At 64.3% G+C, this 21,589-nt stretch carries 19 protein-coding genes; 2 read left to right on the top strand and 17 right to left on the bottom strand.

Features of this window, described 5'->3' with window-relative positions:
• Positions 1-220: 220 nt before the first annotated feature.
• A complete protein-coding gene (locus C0Z18_RS07450) occupies positions 221-886 on the top strand; it encodes a hypothetical protein (RefSeq protein ID WP_102644745.1) in 666 nt (221 codons plus the stop codon).
• A gap of 50 nt (positions 887-936) precedes the next feature.
• Here C0Z18_RS07450 and C0Z18_RS07445 read toward each other — a convergent pair whose 3' ends face one another.
• From C0Z18_RS07445 to C0Z18_RS07405, 9 genes are all read right to left on the bottom strand, one after another.
• Positions 937-2,004 carry an ABC transporter ATP-binding protein gene (locus C0Z18_RS07445; protein WP_102644744.1) on the bottom strand — a complete coding sequence of 356 codons (1,068 nt, stop codon included), beginning with the start codon at positions 2,002-2,004 and terminating at the stop codon, positions 937-939.
• Positions 2,005-2,043: 39 nt separating this feature from the next.
• Positions 2,044-3,678 carry an ABC transporter permease gene (locus C0Z18_RS07440; protein ID WP_102644743.1) on the bottom strand — a complete coding sequence of 545 codons (1,635 nt, stop codon included), beginning with the start codon at positions 3,676-3,678 and terminating at the stop codon, positions 2,044-2,046.
• Entirely contained in the window at positions 3,679-4,704 is a 1,026-nt protein-coding gene (locus C0Z18_RS07435) for an iron ABC transporter substrate-binding protein (protein WP_102644742.1), read from the bottom strand.
• A 79-nt stretch (positions 4,705-4,783) separates the two neighbouring features.
• On the bottom strand, positions 4,784-6,079 hold the full coding sequence (gene efeB / locus C0Z18_RS07430) for an iron uptake transporter deferrochelatase/peroxidase subunit (RefSeq protein WP_102644741.1): 1,296 nt from the start codon (positions 6,077-6,079) through the stop codon (positions 4,784-4,786).
• 1 nt (position 6,080) lies between these two features.
• Positions 6,081-7,217 (bottom strand): NHL repeat-containing protein, encoded by a 1,137-nt coding sequence (locus C0Z18_RS07425; RefSeq protein WP_102644740.1) that lies wholly within the window; start codon positions 7,215-7,217, stop codon positions 6,081-6,083.
• 31 nt (positions 7,218-7,248) lie between these two features.
• Positions 7,249-8,697: a carbohydrate porin gene (locus C0Z18_RS07420; RefSeq protein ID WP_102644739.1), complete on the bottom strand. Its 1,449-nt coding sequence runs from the start codon at positions 8,695-8,697 to the stop codon at positions 7,249-7,251.
• Positions 8,698-8,847: 150 nt separating this feature from the next.
• Positions 8,848-9,648 (bottom strand): MipA/OmpV family protein, encoded by an 801-nt coding sequence (locus tag C0Z18_RS07415; RefSeq protein ID WP_102644738.1) that lies wholly within the window; start codon positions 9,646-9,648, stop codon positions 8,848-8,850.
• The gene (locus C0Z18_RS07410; RefSeq protein ID WP_102644737.1) at positions 9,645-10,526 is read right to left on the bottom strand and encodes an alpha/beta hydrolase; all 882 of its coding nucleotides are present in this window, start codon (positions 10,524-10,526) and stop codon (positions 9,645-9,647) included. Before C0Z18_RS07410 ends, C0Z18_RS07415 begins: the two co-directional genes overlap by 4 nt.
• A gap of 2 nt (positions 10,527-10,528) precedes the next feature.
• Positions 10,529-11,326: a DUF4118 domain-containing protein gene (locus C0Z18_RS07405; RefSeq protein WP_102644736.1), complete on the bottom strand. Its 798-nt coding sequence runs from the start codon at positions 11,324-11,326 to the stop codon at positions 10,529-10,531.
• 184 nt (positions 11,327-11,510) lie between these two features.
• Here C0Z18_RS07405 and C0Z18_RS07400 point away from each other — a divergent pair, with 184 nt between their 5' ends.
• The gene (locus tag C0Z18_RS07400) at positions 11,511-12,095 is read left to right on the top strand and encodes a Spy/CpxP family protein refolding chaperone (protein WP_102644735.1); all 585 of its coding nucleotides are present in this window, start codon (positions 11,511-11,513) and stop codon (positions 12,093-12,095) included.
• A 131-nt stretch (positions 12,096-12,226) separates the two neighbouring features.
• Here C0Z18_RS07400 and araH read toward each other — a convergent pair whose 3' ends face one another.
• From araH to C0Z18_RS07360, 8 genes are all read right to left on the bottom strand, one after another.
• Positions 12,227-13,222 (bottom strand): L-arabinose ABC transporter permease AraH, encoded by a 996-nt coding sequence (gene araH, locus C0Z18_RS07395; protein ID WP_102644828.1) that lies wholly within the window; start codon positions 13,220-13,222, stop codon positions 12,227-12,229.
• Between the two features lie 77 nt (positions 13,223-13,299).
• Complete coding sequence (araG, locus tag C0Z18_RS07390) at positions 13,300-14,811, bottom strand: L-arabinose ABC transporter ATP-binding protein AraG (protein ID WP_199189405.1); 1,512 nt, start codon at positions 14,809-14,811, stop codon at positions 13,300-13,302.
• A 53-nt stretch (positions 14,812-14,864) separates the two neighbouring features.
• Positions 14,865-15,869 carry an arabinose ABC transporter substrate-binding protein gene (locus C0Z18_RS07385; RefSeq protein WP_102644733.1) on the bottom strand — a complete coding sequence of 335 codons (1,005 nt, stop codon included), beginning with the start codon at positions 15,867-15,869 and terminating at the stop codon, positions 14,865-14,867.
• Positions 15,870-16,027: 158 nt separating this feature from the next.
• Positions 16,028-16,954, bottom strand: a complete 927-nt coding sequence (locus C0Z18_RS07380; RefSeq protein WP_102644732.1) for a Gfo/Idh/MocA family protein — start codon at positions 16,952-16,954, stop codon at positions 16,028-16,030.
• 13 nt (positions 16,955-16,967) lie between these two features.
• Positions 16,968-17,897, bottom strand: coding sequence for a dihydrodipicolinate synthase family protein (locus C0Z18_RS07375; RefSeq protein ID WP_408646974.1), 930 nt, complete (start codon positions 17,895-17,897; stop codon positions 16,968-16,970).
• A gap of 18 nt (positions 17,898-17,915) precedes the next feature.
• A complete protein-coding gene (yjfF, locus tag C0Z18_RS07370; protein WP_102644730.1) occupies positions 17,916-19,028 on the bottom strand; it encodes a galactofuranose ABC transporter, permease protein YjfF in 1,113 nt (370 codons plus the stop codon).
• Positions 19,025-20,062 carry an ABC transporter permease gene (locus C0Z18_RS07365; protein ID WP_102644729.1) on the bottom strand — a complete coding sequence of 346 codons (1,038 nt, stop codon included), beginning with the start codon at positions 20,060-20,062 and terminating at the stop codon, positions 19,025-19,027. The genes yjfF and C0Z18_RS07365 overlap by 4 nt, the downstream gene beginning before the upstream one ends.
• On the bottom strand, positions 20,059-21,579 hold the full coding sequence (locus C0Z18_RS07360) for a sugar ABC transporter ATP-binding protein (protein ID WP_102644728.1): 1,521 nt from the start codon (positions 21,577-21,579) through the stop codon (positions 20,059-20,061). The genes C0Z18_RS07365 and C0Z18_RS07360 overlap by 4 nt, the downstream gene beginning before the upstream one ends.
• Positions 21,580-21,589: the final 10 nt, after the last annotated feature.

Here is a 21,589-nt window from a genome sequence, read left to right as displayed (position 1 = left end):
CGATCAGGTACGACGTAAAACCGCGTTCCCCGTCTTAAGCCGCAATTGTCTCACTGTGTTGGGTTTGCATTTCGACCTTCGAAGTCGGGGGTACTGTGCGTTTCGTAGTTCTTGAATTGTCGCATTGCACAAATAGACGGATCGGTTGCCCCCGGCCCGGCAATTGTGTGATTAATTGATTCTGGGCGTGCATCCTTCTAAGTAAAAACCGAGGGTAAACATGATCGATGTCGTGCGGTACGGAGATTCCATCGTGCTGGAAAGCTGCGAGTGCGACGAGCATTTGTTCCTGGGAATCGTCTCCCGAAAGAATGGCCGGCGTCATCCGCTGCAATTGACGACCGAAGTGGCCGAGCCGGACAAATTTCCGGGCACCGACTATCAATGGCGGCTGTTACCCGTCGTCGGCGGAAAGCGAAAATGGGGCGACCCCGTGTCGTTCGCCGATCGCGTTCGATTGCAGATGGTCGACGATAAAGGCCAGTCGCGCATGCTCGCGGTGAGTCATTTGGACGATCGATCGATCATGGCAGAAAGACGGCCCGCTCGAATCGAATGCTGTACCTGGTGGTTATCGTATTCGAGAGAATTGGCTGTCGGCCGAGACGGGCGTGTCACGCCGGCGGGCGAATTCGCGCCGCACGTGCACTATGGGATGGTCAACTACGTCACGCTCGTGAACCGGGCAGGCTATCTCGGGGCAGTCGACGACCAATATCGCATCTTGCGCAAACGCACGGCGCTGGTCGAAGATCTGCCCGAGAAGGGAAAATCGGTTTGGTGGCGACTGTACCGGTCGACGTCCGATGCCGTCGCCGTGGCGAGGCAAGAGTTGCGCTCGAGCACGCCGCAAGAGACGGCGGCCAGGTCGCTTTCGGTCGTTTGACGAGCAAGCGAGGCGGCGCACCGGTGAACGGTGCCTCGCTAACGGCGAGATCAATGCGCGTACGCGACGACCTCGCCGTCTACGGCTAGCCGGACGCGAGTGCCGACCGCGGGTGCGCGATATCCAACGGTGCGAGCATGGATGCCGGCTCGGCCTTCGGATCTCGAGCCGGCGACGAGCCGCAGACTCAGCCGGGCGTCGTGGCCATAGAACGTCACCGCCTCGACCACGGCGATGCATGGGTCGCTCTCCGATCCGGCGCAGCCGTCTTGCGGCATGACCTGAATTTGTTCGGGGCGGATCATGATGTCGACGGGGCCGCGCAGTCTCGTATCCGGCAACGTCAATCGTCCGAGGTCGCATTGGGCGCTGCCGTGCTCGGCCATGCCGGGCAAAATCAGCGCTTCGCCGACGAACGAGGCGACCTCGCGCGAGACCGGGCGGCGGTACAGGACATCGGGGGCGGCCACCTGAATCAATCGGCCATCCCAGAGCACGGCCACTTCCTGTCCCATCGAAAGCGCCTCCGATTGATCGTGGGTGACGAGCACGGCTGTCGCACCCGCGCGCGCGAGCGCCTGGACAACGCCGTGGCGCGTTTCCGCGCGCAACGAAGCGTCGAGCGACGAAAACGGTTCATCCAGCATGACGAGCGACGGCGACGGTGCGAGCGCTCGCGCAAGGGCCACGCGCTGCTGCTGCCCACCCGACAATTCGTGCGGCGGCCGATCGGCGCAAGACAACGGGAGGCCGACGAGTTCGAGCCATTCATCGACACGGTAGCGCGCGCGGCGCTCGTGACGCGGTAGGCCGAAGACGATGTTTTGCGCCACGGACAGATGCGGAAAGAGCGCACCTTCCTGGGAGACGTAACCGATGCGGCGCGCTTGGGCCGGCACGTGGCTTTCATCGCTTTCGACTGTCCGGCCACCGATCTCGATTGTCCCGGCGCTTGCACGCTCGAAGCCGCAGACCGTTCTCAACAACGTCGATTTACCGCTGCCGGAAGGCCCCAGCAATGCGACCAAGCTGCCGTTCTTGACGGTCAGATCCACGCCGCGTAGGACGGCGTGGCCGCCGAAGGCTTTGTGCAAGCCTCGAATGATCAAATCGCTCATTGATGTGCCATGGCCCGAGGCCGAACAAAGCGTGTCATATCAACACTCGGAGCGCGCCGAGGCCGATCGGCCGAGGCAAGCGAACAGCACGGCCGATGCGCCCAGTGAGATGCCGACGAGCACCGCTGCGTAGGGGGCGGCCGCCGCGAACGCGAGCGTTGCGGTATCGCTCCACACCTCGGTGGCGAGCGTGTGCGTGTCGAGCGGCGAGAGCAGCAGCGTTGCGTTCAGTTCCGTGACCACTGAGATGAAAACCATCGTCGCGGCGGCCCCGAGGCCCGAGCGCAGCAGCGGCAGCAAGACGCGGGCGAGGATCGGCAAGGTGCCGAGCCCCAGCGACCGGGCGGCTTCCTCCAGTTTCGGCTGAACCTGCAGCAACGATGCGCGCACGCTCACGAGCGCGAGCGGCAAGAACAGCGCGGCGTAGGCCGCGATCAGCAACGCCGGCGTCTGATAAAGCGGCGTGGCCATGCGCACGGCTAGCGATACGAGAGCCAGCGCGATCACGAGCCCCGGGACGCCTTGCGCGACAAAGACGATGCGCTCGAGCGCCGTGGCGAATCGGCTCGGGTAACGCACGAGCGCGATCGCGAGCGGCAGGGCGAGCGCCGTGGTGACGAGGGCGGCATTCACGCCCAAGGTCACGGAACTGACCGCGGCCTCGAGCAGCGAAGCGGCCGATGCTTCGGCCGGTGTCACGGCGGTCGCGCTGTGTTGGGTCAGCCAATAGGCGATGGTGCCGAGCGGTACGCCGAGCGTGACGATGGCGAGTGCCGCGAAACCGGCAACGACGGGCCAGCGCCATACGCCGAGCCGGTAGCGCGCCGGCGAGCGGCGTGTCCCACGGTCGATGCGAGCGTATCGCGCGCGCCCGCGGACCCGGTGTTCGAACGCGATGCACGCGAGGCCGGCGACGATGAGCACGCACGCGAATACCGAGGCGCCTCCCCCGTCGAAGCTCGTGCGGTACTCGGCGTAGATCTCGGTGGTAAACGTTCGGAAACGCAACAGCGCAAATGCACCGAATTCCGACATGACGCCCAGCGCGACGAGCAGCATGCCGCCGAACAGGGCAGGGCGAAGCTGCGGCAGCACTACACGCAAGAACGTGGCGCGACGGCCGCAGCCAAGCGAGCGGGCGGTTTCCTCGAGTGCGGGGTCCATACCGCGCAGCGCAGCCGCCACCGGCAGATACACGAGCGGGAAGTAGGTCGAGGTGACGACGAGCAGCGCGCCGAAGAAGTCCTGCAAGCCTAGACTGATCGATACCCACGCATAGCTTGCGATGAACGGGGGCATGGCCAGCGGTGCGACCATCATGGCCGCCCAAAGCCGCCGCCCCGGCAGCGCGGTGCGTTCCACGAACCACGCCGCGCCGGTCCCGATGACGGCGCACGAGACGGTCGCGGCGACGGTGATGAGCACGGTGTTCGCGAGCAACTCGCCGACGAGCGGACGAAGCAGCAACTCGACCGTGCCGGTCGCGCCGTATGCCGCGGCGCGCCACGCCGTGAAGGCGATCGGCAGCAGCACGAGCAGTGCCCCGATCGTTGCCGCCGCGGACAGCCCGCGAGGCGGACGCGATCGTTCGCCTCCTCGCGCGGGCGTGGTTCGCGAGCGTGGCTGCGCCTGTGCCCGTACCTGTGCCTGTCCCCGCGGTACCGTCGTGCTCACTTAGAGCAGACCTGCTTCGCGCAGCAGCTTCGCGGCTTGGCTGTCGTCGCCGAGTTGCTGGACGCTCAGCGTGGGCGGCTGCAACTCGTTGAACGGTTTGAGCATCGGATCGGGGGCGACACCCGCGTGCAGCGGATATTCGTAGCCGATGTGGCCAGCCGCCATGAGTGCCTGGGCGCGTTCGCCGACGAGATAGGCGAGGAACCGCTGCGCGCCGCTCGGATTATGGGCACTCTTGAGCATGGCCGCGCCCGAGACGTTGACGAGCGCACCGATGTCGCCATGGCCGAAGTGATACAGGGCGCTACGCACCTTGTCCTTGCCCAATTCGGTATCGAGGCGATCCCAGTAGTAATTGTTGACGATGCCCGTTGCGACCGCGCCGCGATTCACCGCGGCGACGACGCCCTCGTCGTCGTCGAAAATTTGCGCGTTGACCTTCAAGCCCTTGAGCCAAGCGAGCGCTTGATCGTGGCCCTTGGCGGCCAGCACGCCGCTCACGAGCGGCAGAAAGTCGGAGTCGCTGGGGGCGATGCCGACCTTGCCTTTCCATTGCGGCTTGGCCAGGTCCATCAGCGAAGCGGGCAGTTGAGCGGCATTCACTTGCGCGGTGTTATAGGCCAATACGTTTTCGCGCGCGAATACGCCCACCCACTTGCCGCTCGGGGAGTTGAAGCGAGCGGGCACGGTGGCCAGCGTCGGGTTGTCGATTGCGCCCAGCAAACCCTTTTCCTCGAGCAGCATCAACTCGGGGGAGTTCTCGGTGAAGTAGACGTCGGCCGGGGTAGCCGAGCCCTCGGCAACCAATTGCGCGGCAAGCGCGGGACCTTCGCCGTTGCGAATCCGCACCGCGATGCCCGTTTGCTTCTCGAAGTCCTTGGCCAATTGCGCCGCCAATTGCTCGTGCTGGGCGTTGTATAACGTAATGGACTCGGCTCGGGCAGCGCTCGCGGCGCTCCCCAATGCCGCGATCGCGAGCGCGGCGGCGATCGTCTTCGCGCGTTTGCCCAATCGGGATTGCATCATGTCGGTTATTTCCTAAACGTCGTATTTCGATGGCGGCGCGCAGGCGGCGCCGCGGCAAGGTCAGACTCGAACGAGGCGCTTACGCGTCGAACAAGTCCGCGCCGATGAACGATCCCGGCTTCGCACCGGGCGGACAGGCAAAGATCGCACTGCCGACGTGGGTGGTGAACTGATTCATCATGTCGAACTTGGCGAGCTTGTCGTTGATCGGAACGAACGCCGTGCGCGGATCGCGCTGATGCGCGATGAACAGCAGGCCGGCGTCGAACTCGGTTTCTTGGCGCCATGGCGGCCAGCGCTCGATATAAAAATTCGTGCCGTCGTTGTACGAGTAGGCGCGGCGCAACAGACGCATACCGTCGTTGCTGCCGGGGTTGGACAGGCGCACATGCGAGTTCTCGGGGATCGCCGGATTGCCGTCCTTATCGAGCGCCTCCAGATCGACCGGATCGAATTCGCCTTGCTTGCCGATCGGTGCGCCGCTGAGTTTGTGCCGTCCGACGACTTGCTCTTGGAATCCGAGCTGCATGCGGTCCCAATGTTCGAGCGTGATCCGAATTCGGCGGACCACGGTATAAGTGCCGCGCTCCATCCAAGCGGGGCCTTCCGCGCCGGCCCAGACGAATTGCGCCATCGACGCGGGATCGGATGCGGCCGGATTGTTGGTGCCGTCCTTGAAGCCCATCAAATTGCGCGGCGTTTTCCCGCGAGGGCCCGACACGAAACCGGCCTGGCCCCAGCGCATTTGGATGGCGCCGTATCCCATGCGCGCGAGTTGGCGCACGGCATGAAACGCCACTTGTTGATCGTTGGCGCACGCCTGCACGAACAGATCGCCACCCGATTTTTCCGGCAGCAACTGATCGCCGTTGAACCGGGGCAAGTCGATCAGCGCGGCGGGCCGCCGCGCGGCCAGACCGTACCGGTCCTTACCTTCATGCGTGAATAACCCCGGGCCGAAGCCGAAGGTGATCGTGAGGCCGGCCGGCCCGAGTTCGAGCGCTTCGCCCGAGTCGGCGGGCGGCGTATCGTCGCTCGCCTGCACGGGCCTCGCCGATTCGCCGCGGGTCATGCGCGCCGCGGCGTCGGTCCATTCGCGCAAGAGTTGGATTACGTCGGCGCGCTTGGCCGTCGTCAGATCGAACGCGGCCGCATAAGTGTGGCTTTGCTGCGGCGTCACGATGCCGCCTTGATGGTCGCCGAAGAACGGTTCGGTCGCGCTCATCGGGTCTACCGCGGAGCCGGCTTTCGGGGCGTGGCCGGGCAGCGCCGCGCGCGCCGCCGCGGCAGCGCCGAGCGCGCCCGCGGCGGCGCCGGCCTTGAGAAAGGCGCGCCGTGCGGCGTTTTTGCGCCCGGTGTCGTTCTCGTGGGTCATGTCACTTCGCCAATACGAGCGTGTTGACGTCGTCTTCGACGTAATAGAAGCCGTCGCCTTGCGGCGTCATCGCGATGCCGAACAAGTCGCCGCTGCCCGGCGGAGACTGGGCCTTATCGGTATCGATCCAGCGCGCGTAGACCTGCGTCGCGTTGGCCGGGTCGATTTCGACGACTTGGCCGTTCAACGCGTTCGTGACGAGCAGGTGGCCGTTGGGTGACGTCGTCATCGCCAGCGGCCGATGAAGCAGACCGTCCGCGGTCAACTGCCGCCCGACGCCCGCGCTCGTTTCGCGCGTCATCGGATCGTCGATTACGGTGATGCGGTTGCCGACCGCGTCGGACACGTACAGGTGTTTTTGGTCGTTCGACAAGGCGAGTCCGGTCGGGCCGATCAGGAACACGCCCTTGTCGGCCTGCGCGCCGAAGCCGCTCGCGACGACCGTCTGCCGTTTGACGACAGGGGCCTGGCCCGCGGCGATCTCGAGATCTAGACGCACGACGGTGGATTGCTTGAATACGGGTACTTCGCCATCGGGCCCGGGCGTGGGGCCGCCCACGCCGAAGCCGGCATTGCTCACGAAGAGCGTGGCCGTGCCGCCGTTATCGACGACGGCCATGTTGCCCCACGGATCGTTGATGTTCTCGCCCGTTATCGTCGATGCGACCTTGCCTGTGTTGTCGAGCACGATCAGGCATCCGGCGCCTTTCGTCGTGGTGGTGCCGTCGTTGCTGGGCGTGCTGCCGACGATGACCCAGCCCGACTTGAGCATCGTCATCGCCGTGGATAAGCCGATGCCGCCCGGACACGCTTTGAGATCGCGCGGCACCGTCGCGAATACCGACATGTGCTTCGTATCGGGACGGTAGTCGACGATCGTGCTGCCCGTGCCTTGAAGATTGGCTGCGTTGTTGAAGTTGCCGACGAGCACGTCGCCGGCCTTCACCGTGCCCGACGAAACCGGCGCAACGGCGATCGCGTACGGGTTCTGATCGCCGTTTTCCGGCACCGTATTGATGAGCGTCGTATGCCGGTGAATCGTTTCCAGGAACCCTTTGGGTTCCGCGTGCACTGCACCGCAAGCGACGGCGAGCAAGGTGGCGGCAGCGGCCGCGCGGACCGTGGCGATGGTATTCATGAAGGTGCCCCGTCGAAATTTAGAACCCGAGTTAGAACGTGATGGTCGTGCGAACGCCGACGACGAACGTGTTGCGCAGCGTCTGCGTTGCGTCGTTCGGGTTTTGGCCCGCGCCGGCGTTGAACGTGTACTGCGCGTCGCCTTGCAGGACCCACCACGGGGTGACCTGATATTGGTAGGTCGCTTCGAGCGCCGTCTCGCTGCCGCGCACGATGTTGCCGTTGTCGGCGTCCAGCCCCGAGGCATGATTGCCGACCTTGATGTAGGCGAGTCCCAAGCCGACGGAGTCGTTGTCGCGTCCCTTGAACGGCGCTTTCATGACGACCCCGACGTTCGCGCTGACGCTGACGAGATTGCGATCGCCCGGCGCGCCCATGACGCGCGCGAATACGCCGATACTGCGCGGCTCGTCGGGATTGGGGCGCCACACCATTTGGTCGGCCACCGCATAGAAGCTGTAGTTGCCCTTGTGCTGCGCGGCGATGCCCGTTGCGGAATTGGCGAGCGAGACGCCCGTATTGTCGAAACGCTGATCGGCAAAGCGCTCGTTGTTGTACCAAACGCCGATCTTGTAGGTGCCCGGCAGACCGGCGCTCGTTTTGCCGTCGTCCATCTGGCCTTCGCTCGGCTGATTGATCGCGTATTGCAATTCGCCGATGTAAAGGGCCCCGTTATGGAGATTGAAGTTGGTGCCGCTGCCGTTGAGCCGCTGCGGATCGCCCACGCCGGGCGCCGGATTGCCGTCGAAGACGCCGGCCAAGGCTGTCAGCGACGGCGTGATCTGTCCGCGCACGCGCACGCCGAGCGCCGATAGCGGATAGGCGGGGCCGCCCGAAGGCATGTCGTACGAGGGCAAGCCGGCCCATCCGAACATCGTGTTGACGAACGTGTTCGCGTACGTGCTGACCATGAATTCTTGGTCGAGGCTTTGCTGACCGACTTTGAAGTCGAGGCGGCCGTGCAACATCGATTGCTGATACCAGAGCTCCCACAAACGCGTGGTGTCGTCGGCCTCGATGCCGCTCGCGGTGTTCAGCGTGCCGAGCTTGTATTGACTCAGATTGCGGCCGTGAATTTGCAGCCCGCTGACGTTGAACGTTCCTCCCGGCAAGCCGAACGCCTTTTGCGTGTCGAGGCCGAGCGTCATGGTCGTCAAGCCATCGTACGTACCGCCTCGAGCAAGACCGCCGCGTAGGTTGGCGAGATATTCGCTCGTCTCCGTCATCTGAAAGGTCATGCCGTACCGGCCGATAAACGGCCGCAAACCGCCGATGTCGCCCAGCAGGGTTTGGCGCGTGGCCAATCCGGTCCATTGGTTCGTGGGTTGCGCGGCGATGCTGAGGTCGGCCTCCGGCGCTTGCGGCAATGCATCGGGCGATCCGGCCGCCCATGCCGAGCACGAAGCGAAGGCGCTCAAGGCAAGCACGGCGCAACGCGCCAACGGGTGAGCATGCTTGCGCGCGGCTGGTTCGAACCTCATCGGAACTCCTCTTGTTATGACGTCTGCGATACGGTGATTGAGTCCGAATTGTACCGAGGCAGAGTAAAAATGCAAATAATAATGCGAACGGTTCGCATTCGCAGTGTGGCGTGCACGCCGCAATAGCGGCGCTTCCTGGAATCGGTCTTCCTAGAATCGGTAAGCGACGGAAGCCATCCCGTTCAGATCCAGGCGACGCTCGGTGATGGGACTGCCGGCGGCGAACCTTTGTAGGCGTCCGATCACGGCCGCGGCGCTTGCCGACCAGTGCGGCGTGATTTGATAACTCAGGTCCACATTGAAGTGGACGTCGCGCAGGCCGGAACGCGTGTCGTACCGAGGCAAACCCGAGGCCGCGCTTTCCTGCGGCGTGACGCCGAAGAAGGTCCGGGTGTACGTCCCGTTCGCCCAGGTGAGCCCGGGTCCTGCCGAGACGAGGAGTTTGCCGAACGGCGCCGATACGAGGAAATCGGCCATCGCCGTCATGCCTTGTCCTGTTCCGGCAATGTCCTGATAGATCGCCGCCGACCCGGTGAAAGCCCACCAGGTGTAATCGGCGAATAGTCGCAGCTTGGGTCCGTAATGAACGTCGGGCAGGCCTTTGAGCCGCGCATCGTCGGACGACGTCCGCGACTGAAAGTCAAAGCTCATCGACAAGCCGACGTGATAATTGTCGCCGCGCAGCGCGTTGACGCCCAGAACGTCGGGACCTTGAGAGAACACGCGGTCTTTCCACGAGATGTCCTGCACCGGAAACGGAAGCGCCTGAAGCCGCGAAGACCCGGGGTATTGGGGAAAAACGTACACGCCCGGCCCGGCTGAAATCTTCCAGTCGCTGCCGGCTTGCGGTTCGGCACTATTCGCTACCCCCGCGAAGCCCAGCAGGCCGCACGCGATTCCCGCCGCGAGCGCGAGACTGCGGTATCCGATCGATGGCGGTGCAAGCCTCATGCTTTGCCCGCCACGGTTGCGAGTTGCCTCAAGCGGCGCGCGAGTGCGCGCGATACCACCGGCGTCGGGTTGTTGTTGGCGGCCGAGGTTGCCGCGCTTTCGCGAAGGAAGAGCACGCATTCGCGTGCGACCGCTTCGCGTTCGTTATCGGAGGTGATCATATGGTAAGAGTCGTCGAGCCAGATTGTCCGGAGAAACGCCGCCCCGACGTTCGACTCGACGAAGCGTGCGTTATGAGGACTCGAAGTCTCGTCGTCGATCGCGTGGATGATGAGACAGTCCGTTCCTATATTCTTCAGCTCTTTGCGCACCGCGCCGGCGAGCCGGCTCGCCTCGTGCAGCGCGGGCATCGCAATGGACGCAGGTCCCACTTCGCTGATTTCGTTCTTTTGCATCGCGCGCGCGATCTTCGAGCGCAGTGCCTCGTTGCGCAGGCCATAGGGTTCGTGTTCGCGATAACGGTATCGCGAGCGCAACGGCGTGTAGTAGACGTAGTCGAGCAGGAATCTGTACCAGGGGATGGCCCAGCCGTCGTAGCTGAGCGTGATCGACAGGAGCAGCAGCGCACGAGCGCTCGGCCGCTGTTGCGCGACCGCGGCGGCGAGCGTCGCGCCCATGGAGAGGCCGCACACCGAGACGTGACGATGCTGCGCCGCGAGCGCATCGAATTGCGCCACCGCCGCGCTGATCCACTGCTCCATGCGCGCATGACCGGTTCCCGCGCTATAGCCGCTCAATTCCGGTGTGTGGGTCGTGAAGCCTTCTTCAGCGAGGTAGCGGGCGAGGAATCGAAGCTCGAGCGGCGAACTCGACAGACCGTGCAACAGCAGGACGGCGTGATCGCCGCTTTGAGCAGTCGAAAAATGAGGCGTGTTCATACTTAGTCTTCCGTTCGCAGGACGAGAAACTCGCCCGACGACGTAGTGAAGCGTTCGCACACGCATTCGACAGGGTGCCAGTCTTGTCCGGACGAAAGAAAACGCAATCGGTGATGACCCGGCACCAGACGCTCGCTCACGCGCACGAGGTCGTCCCGATGCACTTGGGAATGTTTGGCGCCATAAGCGAGCCCCGCTCGAAACGACTCGTCTTCGATGATGCCGCTGTAGGTCGCGGTTGCCGCGGTGGCGGCGAAGCTGCCGGGCGGCGCGCTGTTCGCGGGATCCAGCGCTTTGATCAGGATGAGCGAGCGATTGTACTGCGCGATGTGATGCAGCATGCGGTGCATCTCATCCGTTGCGCGCCCGGCGAGAAGGCGCTCGTTATCGTGACGCAGAAGCATCTCGTAGCGCGACTGGGACACGGCGGACAGCAATTGCGCGCGGTACTGCGCGCGCCTGAGCCGCTCGACCAGGGTGATGACGACGATCGTGATGAGCGGATACGAGACGAGTAGCCGGATGTCCGACTGGTCGATGACCTCGATGCGTCCATACGGCGGGACGAACAGGTAGTCGGCAAGGCACAGGCCGACAACCATCACGCAGAAGGCAGGTGCGAGGCCGCAGAAGTATTCGACGAGGACGGCGGCGATCAGGAAGGCGGTCCCCGGCATGATGGGACCGAGCAGCGGATGCAGCGCGGTTCGAACGATGGCAGCGGCAACCAGTGCCGCCGCCGCGATGATCCACCGATTTCGACCCCGCGGTGCCCACCGCCGGGAGTTCCTGACTTTCATTTGTTCGAAGCGAATACGTAAGCACGGGTTAACGGCATTCGAGCGCATTAATTGAGCTCGTTGAGTTAGAAGTCTCATTTCGTGCCGTTAAAGTGCCTTGACGCCGGTCAACGTATTTGCAGGGCGGTGCTCCTACAGTGAGCCTGAGACTCGTTCCACGCTACCTGGGAAAAAGGAGGCTGCAATGGCAATCGAACAAAAATCGCGGATGAAGACAGTGGGCAGGTGGGCGGCGGCGTTCGCCGCGGCGCTGGCCGTAGGACTGCCTGCGTGCGCCCAGACGCCGGGCTCGGGCGCTCCCGGGGGCGGGTACGGCTACGGCCCCGGCATGATGGGCGGCGGTCCCGGACGAGGCATCATGGGCGGTGGCCCCGGCATGATGGGCGGTGGCTACGGCATGATGGGCGGCGGCTACGGCATGATGGGCGGCGGCTACGGCATGATGGGATTCGGCGGCGGTTGGGAAGACGCCCTCGGTCTATCCGACGATCAGAAAACCAAGATCAATCGCATCCAAGACGAGACACGGCACGAGCATTGGGCCTTGATGGGTACCATGATGGACCAGCAAGCCAAGCTCCGCGATTTGTATGAAGCGCCGAAGCGCGACTCGGCGGCCATCGACGAAACGTATAAGTCGATCGGCGAGATGAGGCAAAAGATGGTCGACTCGTCGGTGTCGGCCCGCAAGCGGATGGAGGCGGTGCTCACGAGCAAGCAGCTCGAGAAGCTGCGTACCTACCGCCAGCAAGACAACTGGGGCTGGTAGACGAAAAAAAGGCCGAACGGGTCGGCTCGGCCAAGCCACCGGTCAGACAGGACCGACGAAGACTCAGTTAAAAAAGGCAAGGCGGCCGGGCGAGCGCGCGCCCGGTACGCCGTTGTATACGATGACGTCGATTATCGAACGCTGCGCGAGCGGCGGATGTGATCGAAGAACACAGCCAGCAACAAAATGCCGCCGCGAATCAAATATTGGTAGAACGTCGGCACGTTGAGCAGGCTCATGGCGTCTTGCACCGATCCCATGATCAGCACACCCACGAGGACGCCCGAGATCGTCGCCACGCCGCCCGTGAGCGACACGCCGCCCAGCACGCACGCGGAGATGACGCCGAGTTCGAGGCCGACCGACGTTTTCGGATCGCCGAGGCTCATGCGCGAGGCGAGCATCACACCCGCGAAACCCGTCACGAGCCCTTGCAGCACGAACACCAAGATCTTGATGCGCGTGACCGGCAAGCCCGCGAGCAGCGCCGCCTCGCCGTTACCGCCGACGGCGAGCACGTTCTTGCCGAACACCGTCTTGCGTAGGATGAAGCCGAACACGACGAAGCCGACGATGTTGCTCCAAATCGGATACGAAATCCCGAGGAACGAGCCGCCGCCGAGATCGAAGAACCGCTCCTCGGAGATCATGACCGCGTCGCCGTTCGAGACGATGAACGCGAGGCCGCGGACGACTTCCATCATCGCCAGCGTCACGATCAGCGAGTTGATGCGGTAGCGCGCCACCAAGACGCCGTTGACGAGCCCGACCGCGCCGCCCGCGATCACGCCGCCGGCTACGCCCAGCAAAACGCTATGCGTGGCGGTGATGAGCGTCGATGCGACGACGCCTGAAAGCGCCACGATCGACGCCACCGATAGATCGACCTCGCCGAGCGCCAGCACGAACATCATCGTCACGGCGATCGAGCCGATCAACGTGACCGATAGCAACAAGCCCTGCATGTTGCGGCTCGTCAGGAAGTCGGGCACGGTAAAGCATAGGACGACGAACAAAATCGCGAACACCATGACGATGCCGGATTTGTTGAGCATGCGCCACGTCTTGGCTGCATAGGCCGCGGCGCCGCGCGGTGCGGGTTGAGACAGGGTTTGAGGTTGTTGCATGATCCGTTCTCGTTCATAGCCGCGCGCGAGGGGCGTGCGCGGCACACACAATCAGTGCTGCTTGGAAATCGGTAAGGTCATTGCGGCAGCGCGAGCTTGATCAACTGATCGGGGCTCGCTTCGGCCTTGGGCAACTCGCCCACGATGCGGCCTTCCTTCATCACGATGATGCGGTCCGCCACGCCGATGACTTCGGCCAAATCGCTGGAGACGAGCAATACGGTTCGACCGGCTTCGGCCAATCCGTATAGCAACTCGTAAATCTGGGCGCGCGCGCCCACGTCGATGCCGCGCGTCGGCTCGTCCATCACGAAGACGTCGATCTTCTCCGCCAGCCAACGGGCCAAGATGACCTTCTGTTGGTTGCCGCCGGAGAGCGTGCCGATCGCCGTATCGCCGTTGCGCGTTTTGATCGAGAGCTTGCCGATATATTCGGTCGTCAGTTCGCGCTCGCGCCTTTCGTTCAGCAGCCAGCGCGCGACGCTCGTGTGGCGCCGCGCGCTGATATTCAGGTTGTCCGATACCGAGGCGATCGCAACGATGCCTTCCTTTTTGCGATCTTCGGGGCACAGCGCGACTCCGGCACGCACGGCATCGCGTGGTGTGGAAAAGCGCATGGGGCGGCCGTCCAGCTCGATTTCACCCGCGCTCGGACGCTCGGCGCCGCACACGAGCTTCATCAGTTCCGACCGGCCCGCACCGACCAGGCCGAAAAAGCCCAGGATTTCGCCGCGCCGGGCATTGAACGAAACGGGCTCGGCGAGGCCGCGTCCGGCCAGTCCTTTCGCTTCGATCCGAATGTCGCCAAGGGGGCGGGACCGGTAGCCGTAGACGTCGCGAATCGAGCGGCCCACCATCGAGCTGATCAAGCGGTCGCGATCGAGGCCATCCATAGAATCGAACGTCTCGATCGAGCGCCCGTCGCGAAACACCGTCACGCGATCGCAGAGTTCGTAGACTTCGTCCATGCGATGCGTCACATACACGATGGCGCGGCCCTCTTGGCGCAGGCCGTTGATGATTTTGAACAGTTGCTTCGTTTCGCGGGCGGAAAGCGAGCTCGTCGGTTCGTCGAAGGCGATGACGCGCGCGTCGCGCATCAACGCTTTCCCGATTTCGATCATTTGGCGCTGACCGATCGAGAGATTCTTGACTTGCTCGCGCGGATCGATCCGCTCGCCGAGGCGGTCGAGCGTTTGCGTGGCGCGTTCGATCAGGGCGCGCTCCGTGAGCACGCCCATCCGGCTCGGCAACTGGCCGAGCATCAAATTTTCGGCGACGGTGAGTTCGGGAACGAGATGCAACTCCTGATAGATGATGGCGATGCCGGCTTCGATCGCCGCCTTCGTCCCCGAAAAATGCTGCTCGACGCCGCCGAGCAGCAACGAGCCCGACTGCGGCACGTTGACGCCCGAGAGCACTTTGAGGAGCGTCGATTTGCCGGCGCCGTTCTCGCCCATGAGGCCATGCACCTCGCCGGCGCGTACCGCGAACGACACACGATCGAGCGCAAGCACGCCGGGAAAACTGACGGTGATGCCGTCCAATTGCAGATAGGGCGGAACCTTGCCTGCATCCGGCGGGTTCATGGTGCTCGAGCCCGCCGCTACGATAGCGTTGTCGTTCGCGTCATGCATGACGTTTAAATCCCCAGTTCCTTACGCACGTCGAGCCAGTTTTGGCGCGTCATCAGCTTGCCCGTCGTCTGCGTATCGGCAGGCGGCTGCTTGCCCGCGCGGATCCACTGGACGAGGTTTTCCGTGCTGTCCTTGCCGTGGTTCGTCGAGCTCACGGCGATCGTGCCGTAAAAGCCCGTCGGCTCCTTCTTCTGGAACTCGGCGAACGCTTCGCCGGCACCGTTGATACCGACACCGATGACGTCGGCGGACGGAATGTGAAGCTGTTCCGTTGCGCGCACGCCGCCGAGCACGGACTCTTCGTTCAGCGCGAAGACCACCCACTTCTTGATGTTCGGGTGTTTCGCCAGTACGGGCGAGGAGGCCACGAAGCCGCCTTCGTCGTCCGTCGTCTTTTGCGGAGCGTCGAAGATGTTTTCTTGCTTGAAGCCGTTGGCGAGCAGCGTTTGCGTCGCACCGTCGGTGCGCAGCTTGGCGGTCGGCAACTCATAGTCGGAGATGCGGATCGCACCGACTTCGGCGGGGTTCCAGCCGCGGCGCTTCATCTCGTCGGAGATGGCTTGACCCACTTGATTGCCGATCTTGAACGCGGACATGCCGAGATGCGGCACGCCGGCCAGCGGCTTGCCCGACGAATCGACGAGCTGATCGTCCACCGTCACGAACTTCATGTTGTACTTCTTCGCGCGTGCTTGGATTGCCGGTCCGAGGCGGACGTCCGGCGCGCAAATGACGAAGCCCTTCGCACCTTGGGCGCCCAGGTTGTCGATCGCGCTCAGCACACGTTCGCCATCGGGCGTGCCGATGTTGACGACGCTGAATCCCTCCGCCTTGCCGAGGGCGGTGGCCGCCTTTTGCTCGTTGATGAACCATGCCTGCTCGGGCATCTTCACGAGGAAGCCGATCTTCAAGGGCTCGTCTGCGTGAACGCCGAGCGGGGCCACGAGCGGCGCGGCCAGGAGGGCGGCCATCGCGGCACGCAACGTGAAGCGGCGAAGCTTGCTGGTCATACTAGTCTCCTTCTTGTCGGTCTAACGTAGACCGTGTTGTAAAACGAATCCCGGGGTTAGATAGGACTACTAAACGTCTAAAACATTTACCACTGGACGAACGAAGCCTCGGGCGGGTATGCATTACCCGCTACCGCTTCGAAGCGCCCGACTGCGTGTTACTCGACGAAAGCTTCGACCGTCTCCCGTTTGCCGAGCAAAAATGCGTCGGCCACCAGTGTGAGCGGGCGCGCATCGACGTCGCGCTCGCTACGCCGGATCAGGTCGTGCCAATGGCTATAGAGCGAGGGGTACTCGTGCACCGCGCCGAGCGCAACCTCGCGCTCGTCGATCGTGAGCCGGTTGCCGCCCTGCGACAGCAGCAAGGTGCCGTCGGCGGTGCGCACTTCGATTTCCCAAAGCTCTTGCGGGCCATGCCGCCAGTCGAATTCGACTTGGACCCGCACACCGGCCGTGTCACGCAATTCCAAATCCGCCGCGATCGGCATGTGCTTGTTGGCCGGAACCTTGAGCGTGGACGAGGCGAGTGCGACCTCGCGCGGCAAGATCCGCGTGACGATCGACAATGCATTGATGCCGGGATCGAACACGCCGAGACCGCCCGGCTCCCAGATCCACGCTTGCCCCGGATGCCAGCGGCGCACGTCCTCTTTCCAGCGCACGTGCACGTGGCGAATGTCCTGCGTGGCCAGCCAGGTGCGCGCCGCTTCGACGCCGAGCGCGTGGCGCGAGTGCCAGCTCGTGAACAGCGTGAGACCGGCCGCGCGGGCCATCTCGTCGAGCGCGCCGACTTCGCTCAGACACGCGCCGGGAGGCTTCTCGAGCATCACGTGCTTGCCGGCCGACAGCGCGAGCCGGGCTTGGTCGAAGCGGGGCAAAGGGGGCGCGCTGAGCGACACCGCTTCGATGCCGGGCTCGGCTTCGAGGAGCGCATCGAGCGTGGGATAGTTACGCACGCCCTCGACGGTCGCGTTGCGGCTCGCGCACGCGACCAGTTCGAAGCGGGGGTCGGCCGCGATCGCGGGCAGATGCTGATCGCGAGCGATTTTGCCGATGCCGATCAGCGCGATTGAAATCTTCTTCATAGGCACCCCGCGCTCACCGGCCCCAGCGCAGGGCAAGCGGATTGGCTTCACGTGCGAGTTCGAGCAGCTCGGCGCGCGTGGCCGGGGCCAACGCTTCGAGCGGACGGCGCACGGCATCGCTCTTGATGACGCCGCCTTCCATCATGACCGTCTTGGCCGCCCGCAAGCCGCATTGGCGGTTTTCGTAGTTGATGAGCGGCAGGATGCGCGCGTAACCGGCACGGGCTTCGTCACGGCGTCCCGCGCGGAAATCGTCGAACACGGTGCGGATCAAATCGGGCAGCAGGGCGCTCGACATCGTGCCCGTTGCACCCGCATCGAGATCGGGCAGCAGCGTGATGGCTTCCTCGCCGTCGAACGGGCCCTCGATCGCGGTACCGCCCGCTGCGATCAACGCGCGCAGCTTGGCCGCCGCTTGCGGGACCTCGATCTTGAAGTAGCGCACGAGCGGCAATTCATTGGCCACGCGCACGAGGAACGGCACGCTCAAGTTCACACCGGAGAGCGGCGCGTCTTGAATCATGACGGGCACGTTCGCCGCCGTGGCGACTTGCGCGAAGAAATCGAACATGGCGTTCTCGTCCACGCGCAACGTGGCGCCGTGGTACGGCGGCATGACCATGACGATGCTCGCGCCGGCCGCGGCCGCGCGCTTGGCGCGTTCGGCGGCGATCTGCGTGCTGAAGTGGCTGCACGTGACCATCACGGGCACGCGTCCGGCCACGTGCGTCAAGCACAGATCCACGAGCACGTCGCGCTCGGCATCGGTCAGCAGGAACTGCTCGGAGTAGTTCGCGAGAATACAGATGCCGTCCACACGCTGATCGATCATGCAATCGAGCACGCGGCGCTGGCCGTCGAGGTCGAGGTCGCCCGATTCCGTGAAGGGGGTCGGCGCGACAGGGAATACGCCCGAGAAAGGGCGGGTCGATGCGGTCACTATTCGTGCTCCTAATAAAAACTATCCAAGCGTGCGAGGCGCGCGCGCGAGTCGTGCGCGCAGGCCCAACGAGGCGGTGCTGGCCGGTTCGTCGCCGGCGCCGCGCTTCGCCGTGTCTCGTTGCGCGGCCGTGCTGCCGAGCCCCGTGCCGTTCGACTTGCGGCGCGCGGCTTGTCGCTCGATCACGCGTTGCAGCAGGCAAAACACGCAGAGCAGGGCGCCGATGACGATGCGCGTCCACCACGAACTGAGCGTGCCGTCGAACGTGATCAGCGTTTGAATCGTACCGAGCACACCCACGCCGAACACCGATCCGATGATGTAGCCGACACCGCCTGTCAGCAGCGTGCCGCCGATGACGCTGGCCGCGATCGCGTCGAGCTCCATGCCTTGTCCTTGCAGGCCGTAGCCCGACAACACGTACAGCGTAAACACGAGGCCGCCCAAGGCCGAGCACAAGCCGCCCAACGCATAGACGCCGATCTTCGTGCGCGCGACGGGCAAGCCCATCAGCAATGCCGACTTTTCGTTGCCGCCCAGCGCGTAGACGTTACGCCCGAACCGCGTGAAATGCGCGATGTAGATGGCGATCGCGAGTGCGACGAGGGCGATCAATGCGCCGGCGTTCAATTGGCCGCTGCCTATCTGCAGGTTGTATTCCGCCACCGCATGGAACGACGGCTGCGTGATCGTGATCGATTGCGTCGTGATCAGGAAACACGCGCCGCGTGCCAGGAACATGCCGGCCAGCGTCACGATGAACGGCTGCAGCTTGAGGTAATGGATCAAGGCGCCCATCGCCGCGCCGTAAGCGGCGCCGATGAGGAGCACGATCGGCGCGACGGCCCAGATCGGCCAGTGCCAGTGCTCCGCGAACACCGCGCAGACGATCGTCGTGAAAGCCACGACTGCGCCGACCGACAGGTCGATGCCCCCGGACAAGATCACGAACGTCGTGCCGATGGCGACGATGAGCAAGAACGAGTTGTCGACGAGCAGGCCCAGCAACACCTGGAGCGAGCCGAACCCCGTGTACATGAACGAGCCGAAGCCGAACAGCGCGGCGAACAGCGCTATCGTGACGACGATCGGCAGCGTGCGCGGATCGAGAAGACGGCGGATGAACGCGCTCATTGCACCTCCGGCCGAACGCGAGTGGAAGAATTGGCCAGTTTCGCGGCAAACGTACCGATCATGGCGCGGGCGCGCTCCGATTGAATGACGCAGACGACGAGCACCACGATCGCCTTGACCACGAGGGTCGCCTCGGGCGGCACGCCGATCGAATAGGTGGTGTACGTCAGGGTTTGGATGATCAGGGCGCCGAGTACCGTCCCGGCCAGCGAGAAGCGTCCGCCGGCGAGCGACGTGCCGCCGAGGGTGACGGCGAGAATCGCATCGAGTTCGAGCAGCAGGCCGGCATTGTTGCCGTCGGCGCTGCGTACGTTCGAGCTCGTCAAGATCCCGGCGATCGCGGCCGTCAAGCCGCAAAACACATAGACGCCGAACATGATCATCGTGGAGCGCACGCCCACGAGCCGCGCCGCGACGGGGTTCACGCCGATCGCGCGCACGAGCAGCCCGAGCGCCGTGCGATTGACGAGCAGCGAGGTGACGACGAGCACGGCGGCCGCGATCCAGACCGCGCACGGCACCATGGCGAGGAAACCGTCGCCCAGGCGCAGATATCCGTGGGCACTGATCGGAATGATCTGTCCGCCCGTGAGCAGTTGCGCCACGCCACGGCCGGCCACCATCAAGATCAAGGTCGCGATGATGGGCTGCATGCCGACTAGGGCGGCCAGCAAGCCGTTCCACGCACCGGCGAGCAAACCGACACCGAGCGCGGCGCTCAGCGCCAGGCCCACGTGGGCCGGATCGTCCGCGAGAATCACGGCGGCGGCCGCGCCCGCGATGGCCACCACGGTGCCGACCGAGATGTCGATACCGCGCGTGGCGATGACGAGCGTCATGCCGAGCGAGACGACGATGAGCGGGGCCGCGCGATTCAGAATGTCGATGGGCGCGCCGAACAGGTGTCCGCCCAGCACCGTGATCGAGAGGAAATCGTGCCGGTGCGCCACGTCGAGCGCAAACAGCGCGACGAGGGTGAGCGCGGGCCACAACAATTGATGGCGCGCGATCGCTTGCAGCGAGCGTGCGGTCATGCTCCGCCTCCTGCGATGAGTCGATAGACGGCGTGCTCGTCGAGGTCGGTCCCCGACAGTTCGGCCACCTTGCGGCGGTCGCGCAGCACGGCGATGCGGTCGCTGACGCGCAGCACCTCGGCGATTTCCGAAGAAATCAGCAAGATTCCGAGGCCTTTCTCGCACAACTTGCTGACCCGCTCCATGATTTCGAATTTCGCGGCTACGTCGATGCCACGCGTCGGTTCGTCGAGAATCAACATCTTCGGATCGATGGCGAGCCAACGCGCTAGCAATGCCTTTTGTTGATTGCCGCCCGATAGGAGTTCGATCGGTTGCTCGATGTCGCGGGTGCGGATGCCGAGCGCCTTGACGTAATGCTCGGCGATACGCTTTTCCTTCGCGCGTCCGAGCGGCCGCCACCACCCGCGCCGCGCCTGCAGCGCCAGCACGATGTTCTCGCGCACGGACAAGGCGCCCACGATCCCTTCCTTCTTGCGGTCTTCGGGGCAGTAAGCGATCCCATGGCGCACGGCGTGCCGCGGCGAACCGAGCTTGATGGGTTTGTCGTTCACCGTGATCGTGCCGGTATCGGCGCGATCCGCGCCGAACAGCAGCCGCGCCGTTTCGGTCCGCCCCGAGCCGAGCAGCCCGGCCAGGCCGACGATCCGGCCCGGCTCGAGCGTCAGATCGAGCGGTTGCACGGCGCCGCGGCGGCCCACGCCGCGCATGTCGAAGCGCGAAGCGCCGGGGCTTGCCGCCGCCGCGTCGCTTTGAGCCTTCGAGGTGGTGGAACGTTCACCGGCGACGGGCACGTTGCCTACCATCTTGTGCACGAGCTCATCGACGGGCAGGTCCTTCGCCAAATATTCGCCCTCGCGTTCTCCGTTGCGCATGACGGTGATGCGATCGGAGATCGCATAGGTCTGCTCGAGAAAATGCGTGACGAACAAGATGGCGATGCCCGAGTCTTTCAGATTGCGTAGGACTTCGAACAATTTCGCCACTTCCGAATCGTCGAGGCTGGAGGTGGGTTCGTCCAGAATCAATACGCGCGCTTCGACGCTCACCGCACGCGCGATCGCCACCATTTGCTGGACGGCGATCGGATAGGTGTCGAGCGATTGCGTGACGTCGAGCGATAGATTCAACTGCGCGAGCGCATCGCGCGCGCCCGCGTGAATGGCCTTCCAATCGATCGCGCCGCGGCGCCGCGGTTGGCGGCCCGCGAAGATGTTTTCCGCGACCGAGAGGTTGGGGCAGAGGTTCACTTCCTGATAGAGCGTGCGAATACCGGCCGCCTCGGCTTCGAGCGGCGCGGCAAAACGCACGGGCCGCCCATCGACGCGGATCTCGCCCGCGTCGTGGGCATGCACGCCCGTCAACACGTTGATGAGCGTCGACTTACCGGCGCCGTTCTGGCCCATCAGCGTGTGAACTTCGCCGGCGAACAGACGGAAGTCGACACCCTTGAGCGCATGCACGCCGGGAAACGACTTCGTCAAGCCTTGCGTTTCGAGTACGAGAGGGCCGGTCATGGGCGTCGCT

This window comes from Trinickia dabaoshanensis (assembly GCF_002879885.1).
Classification (GTDB): domain Bacteria; phylum Pseudomonadota; class Gammaproteobacteria; order Burkholderiales; family Burkholderiaceae; genus Trinickia; species Trinickia dabaoshanensis.
This window is presented reverse-complemented; position numbering and strand designations above follow the sequence as displayed.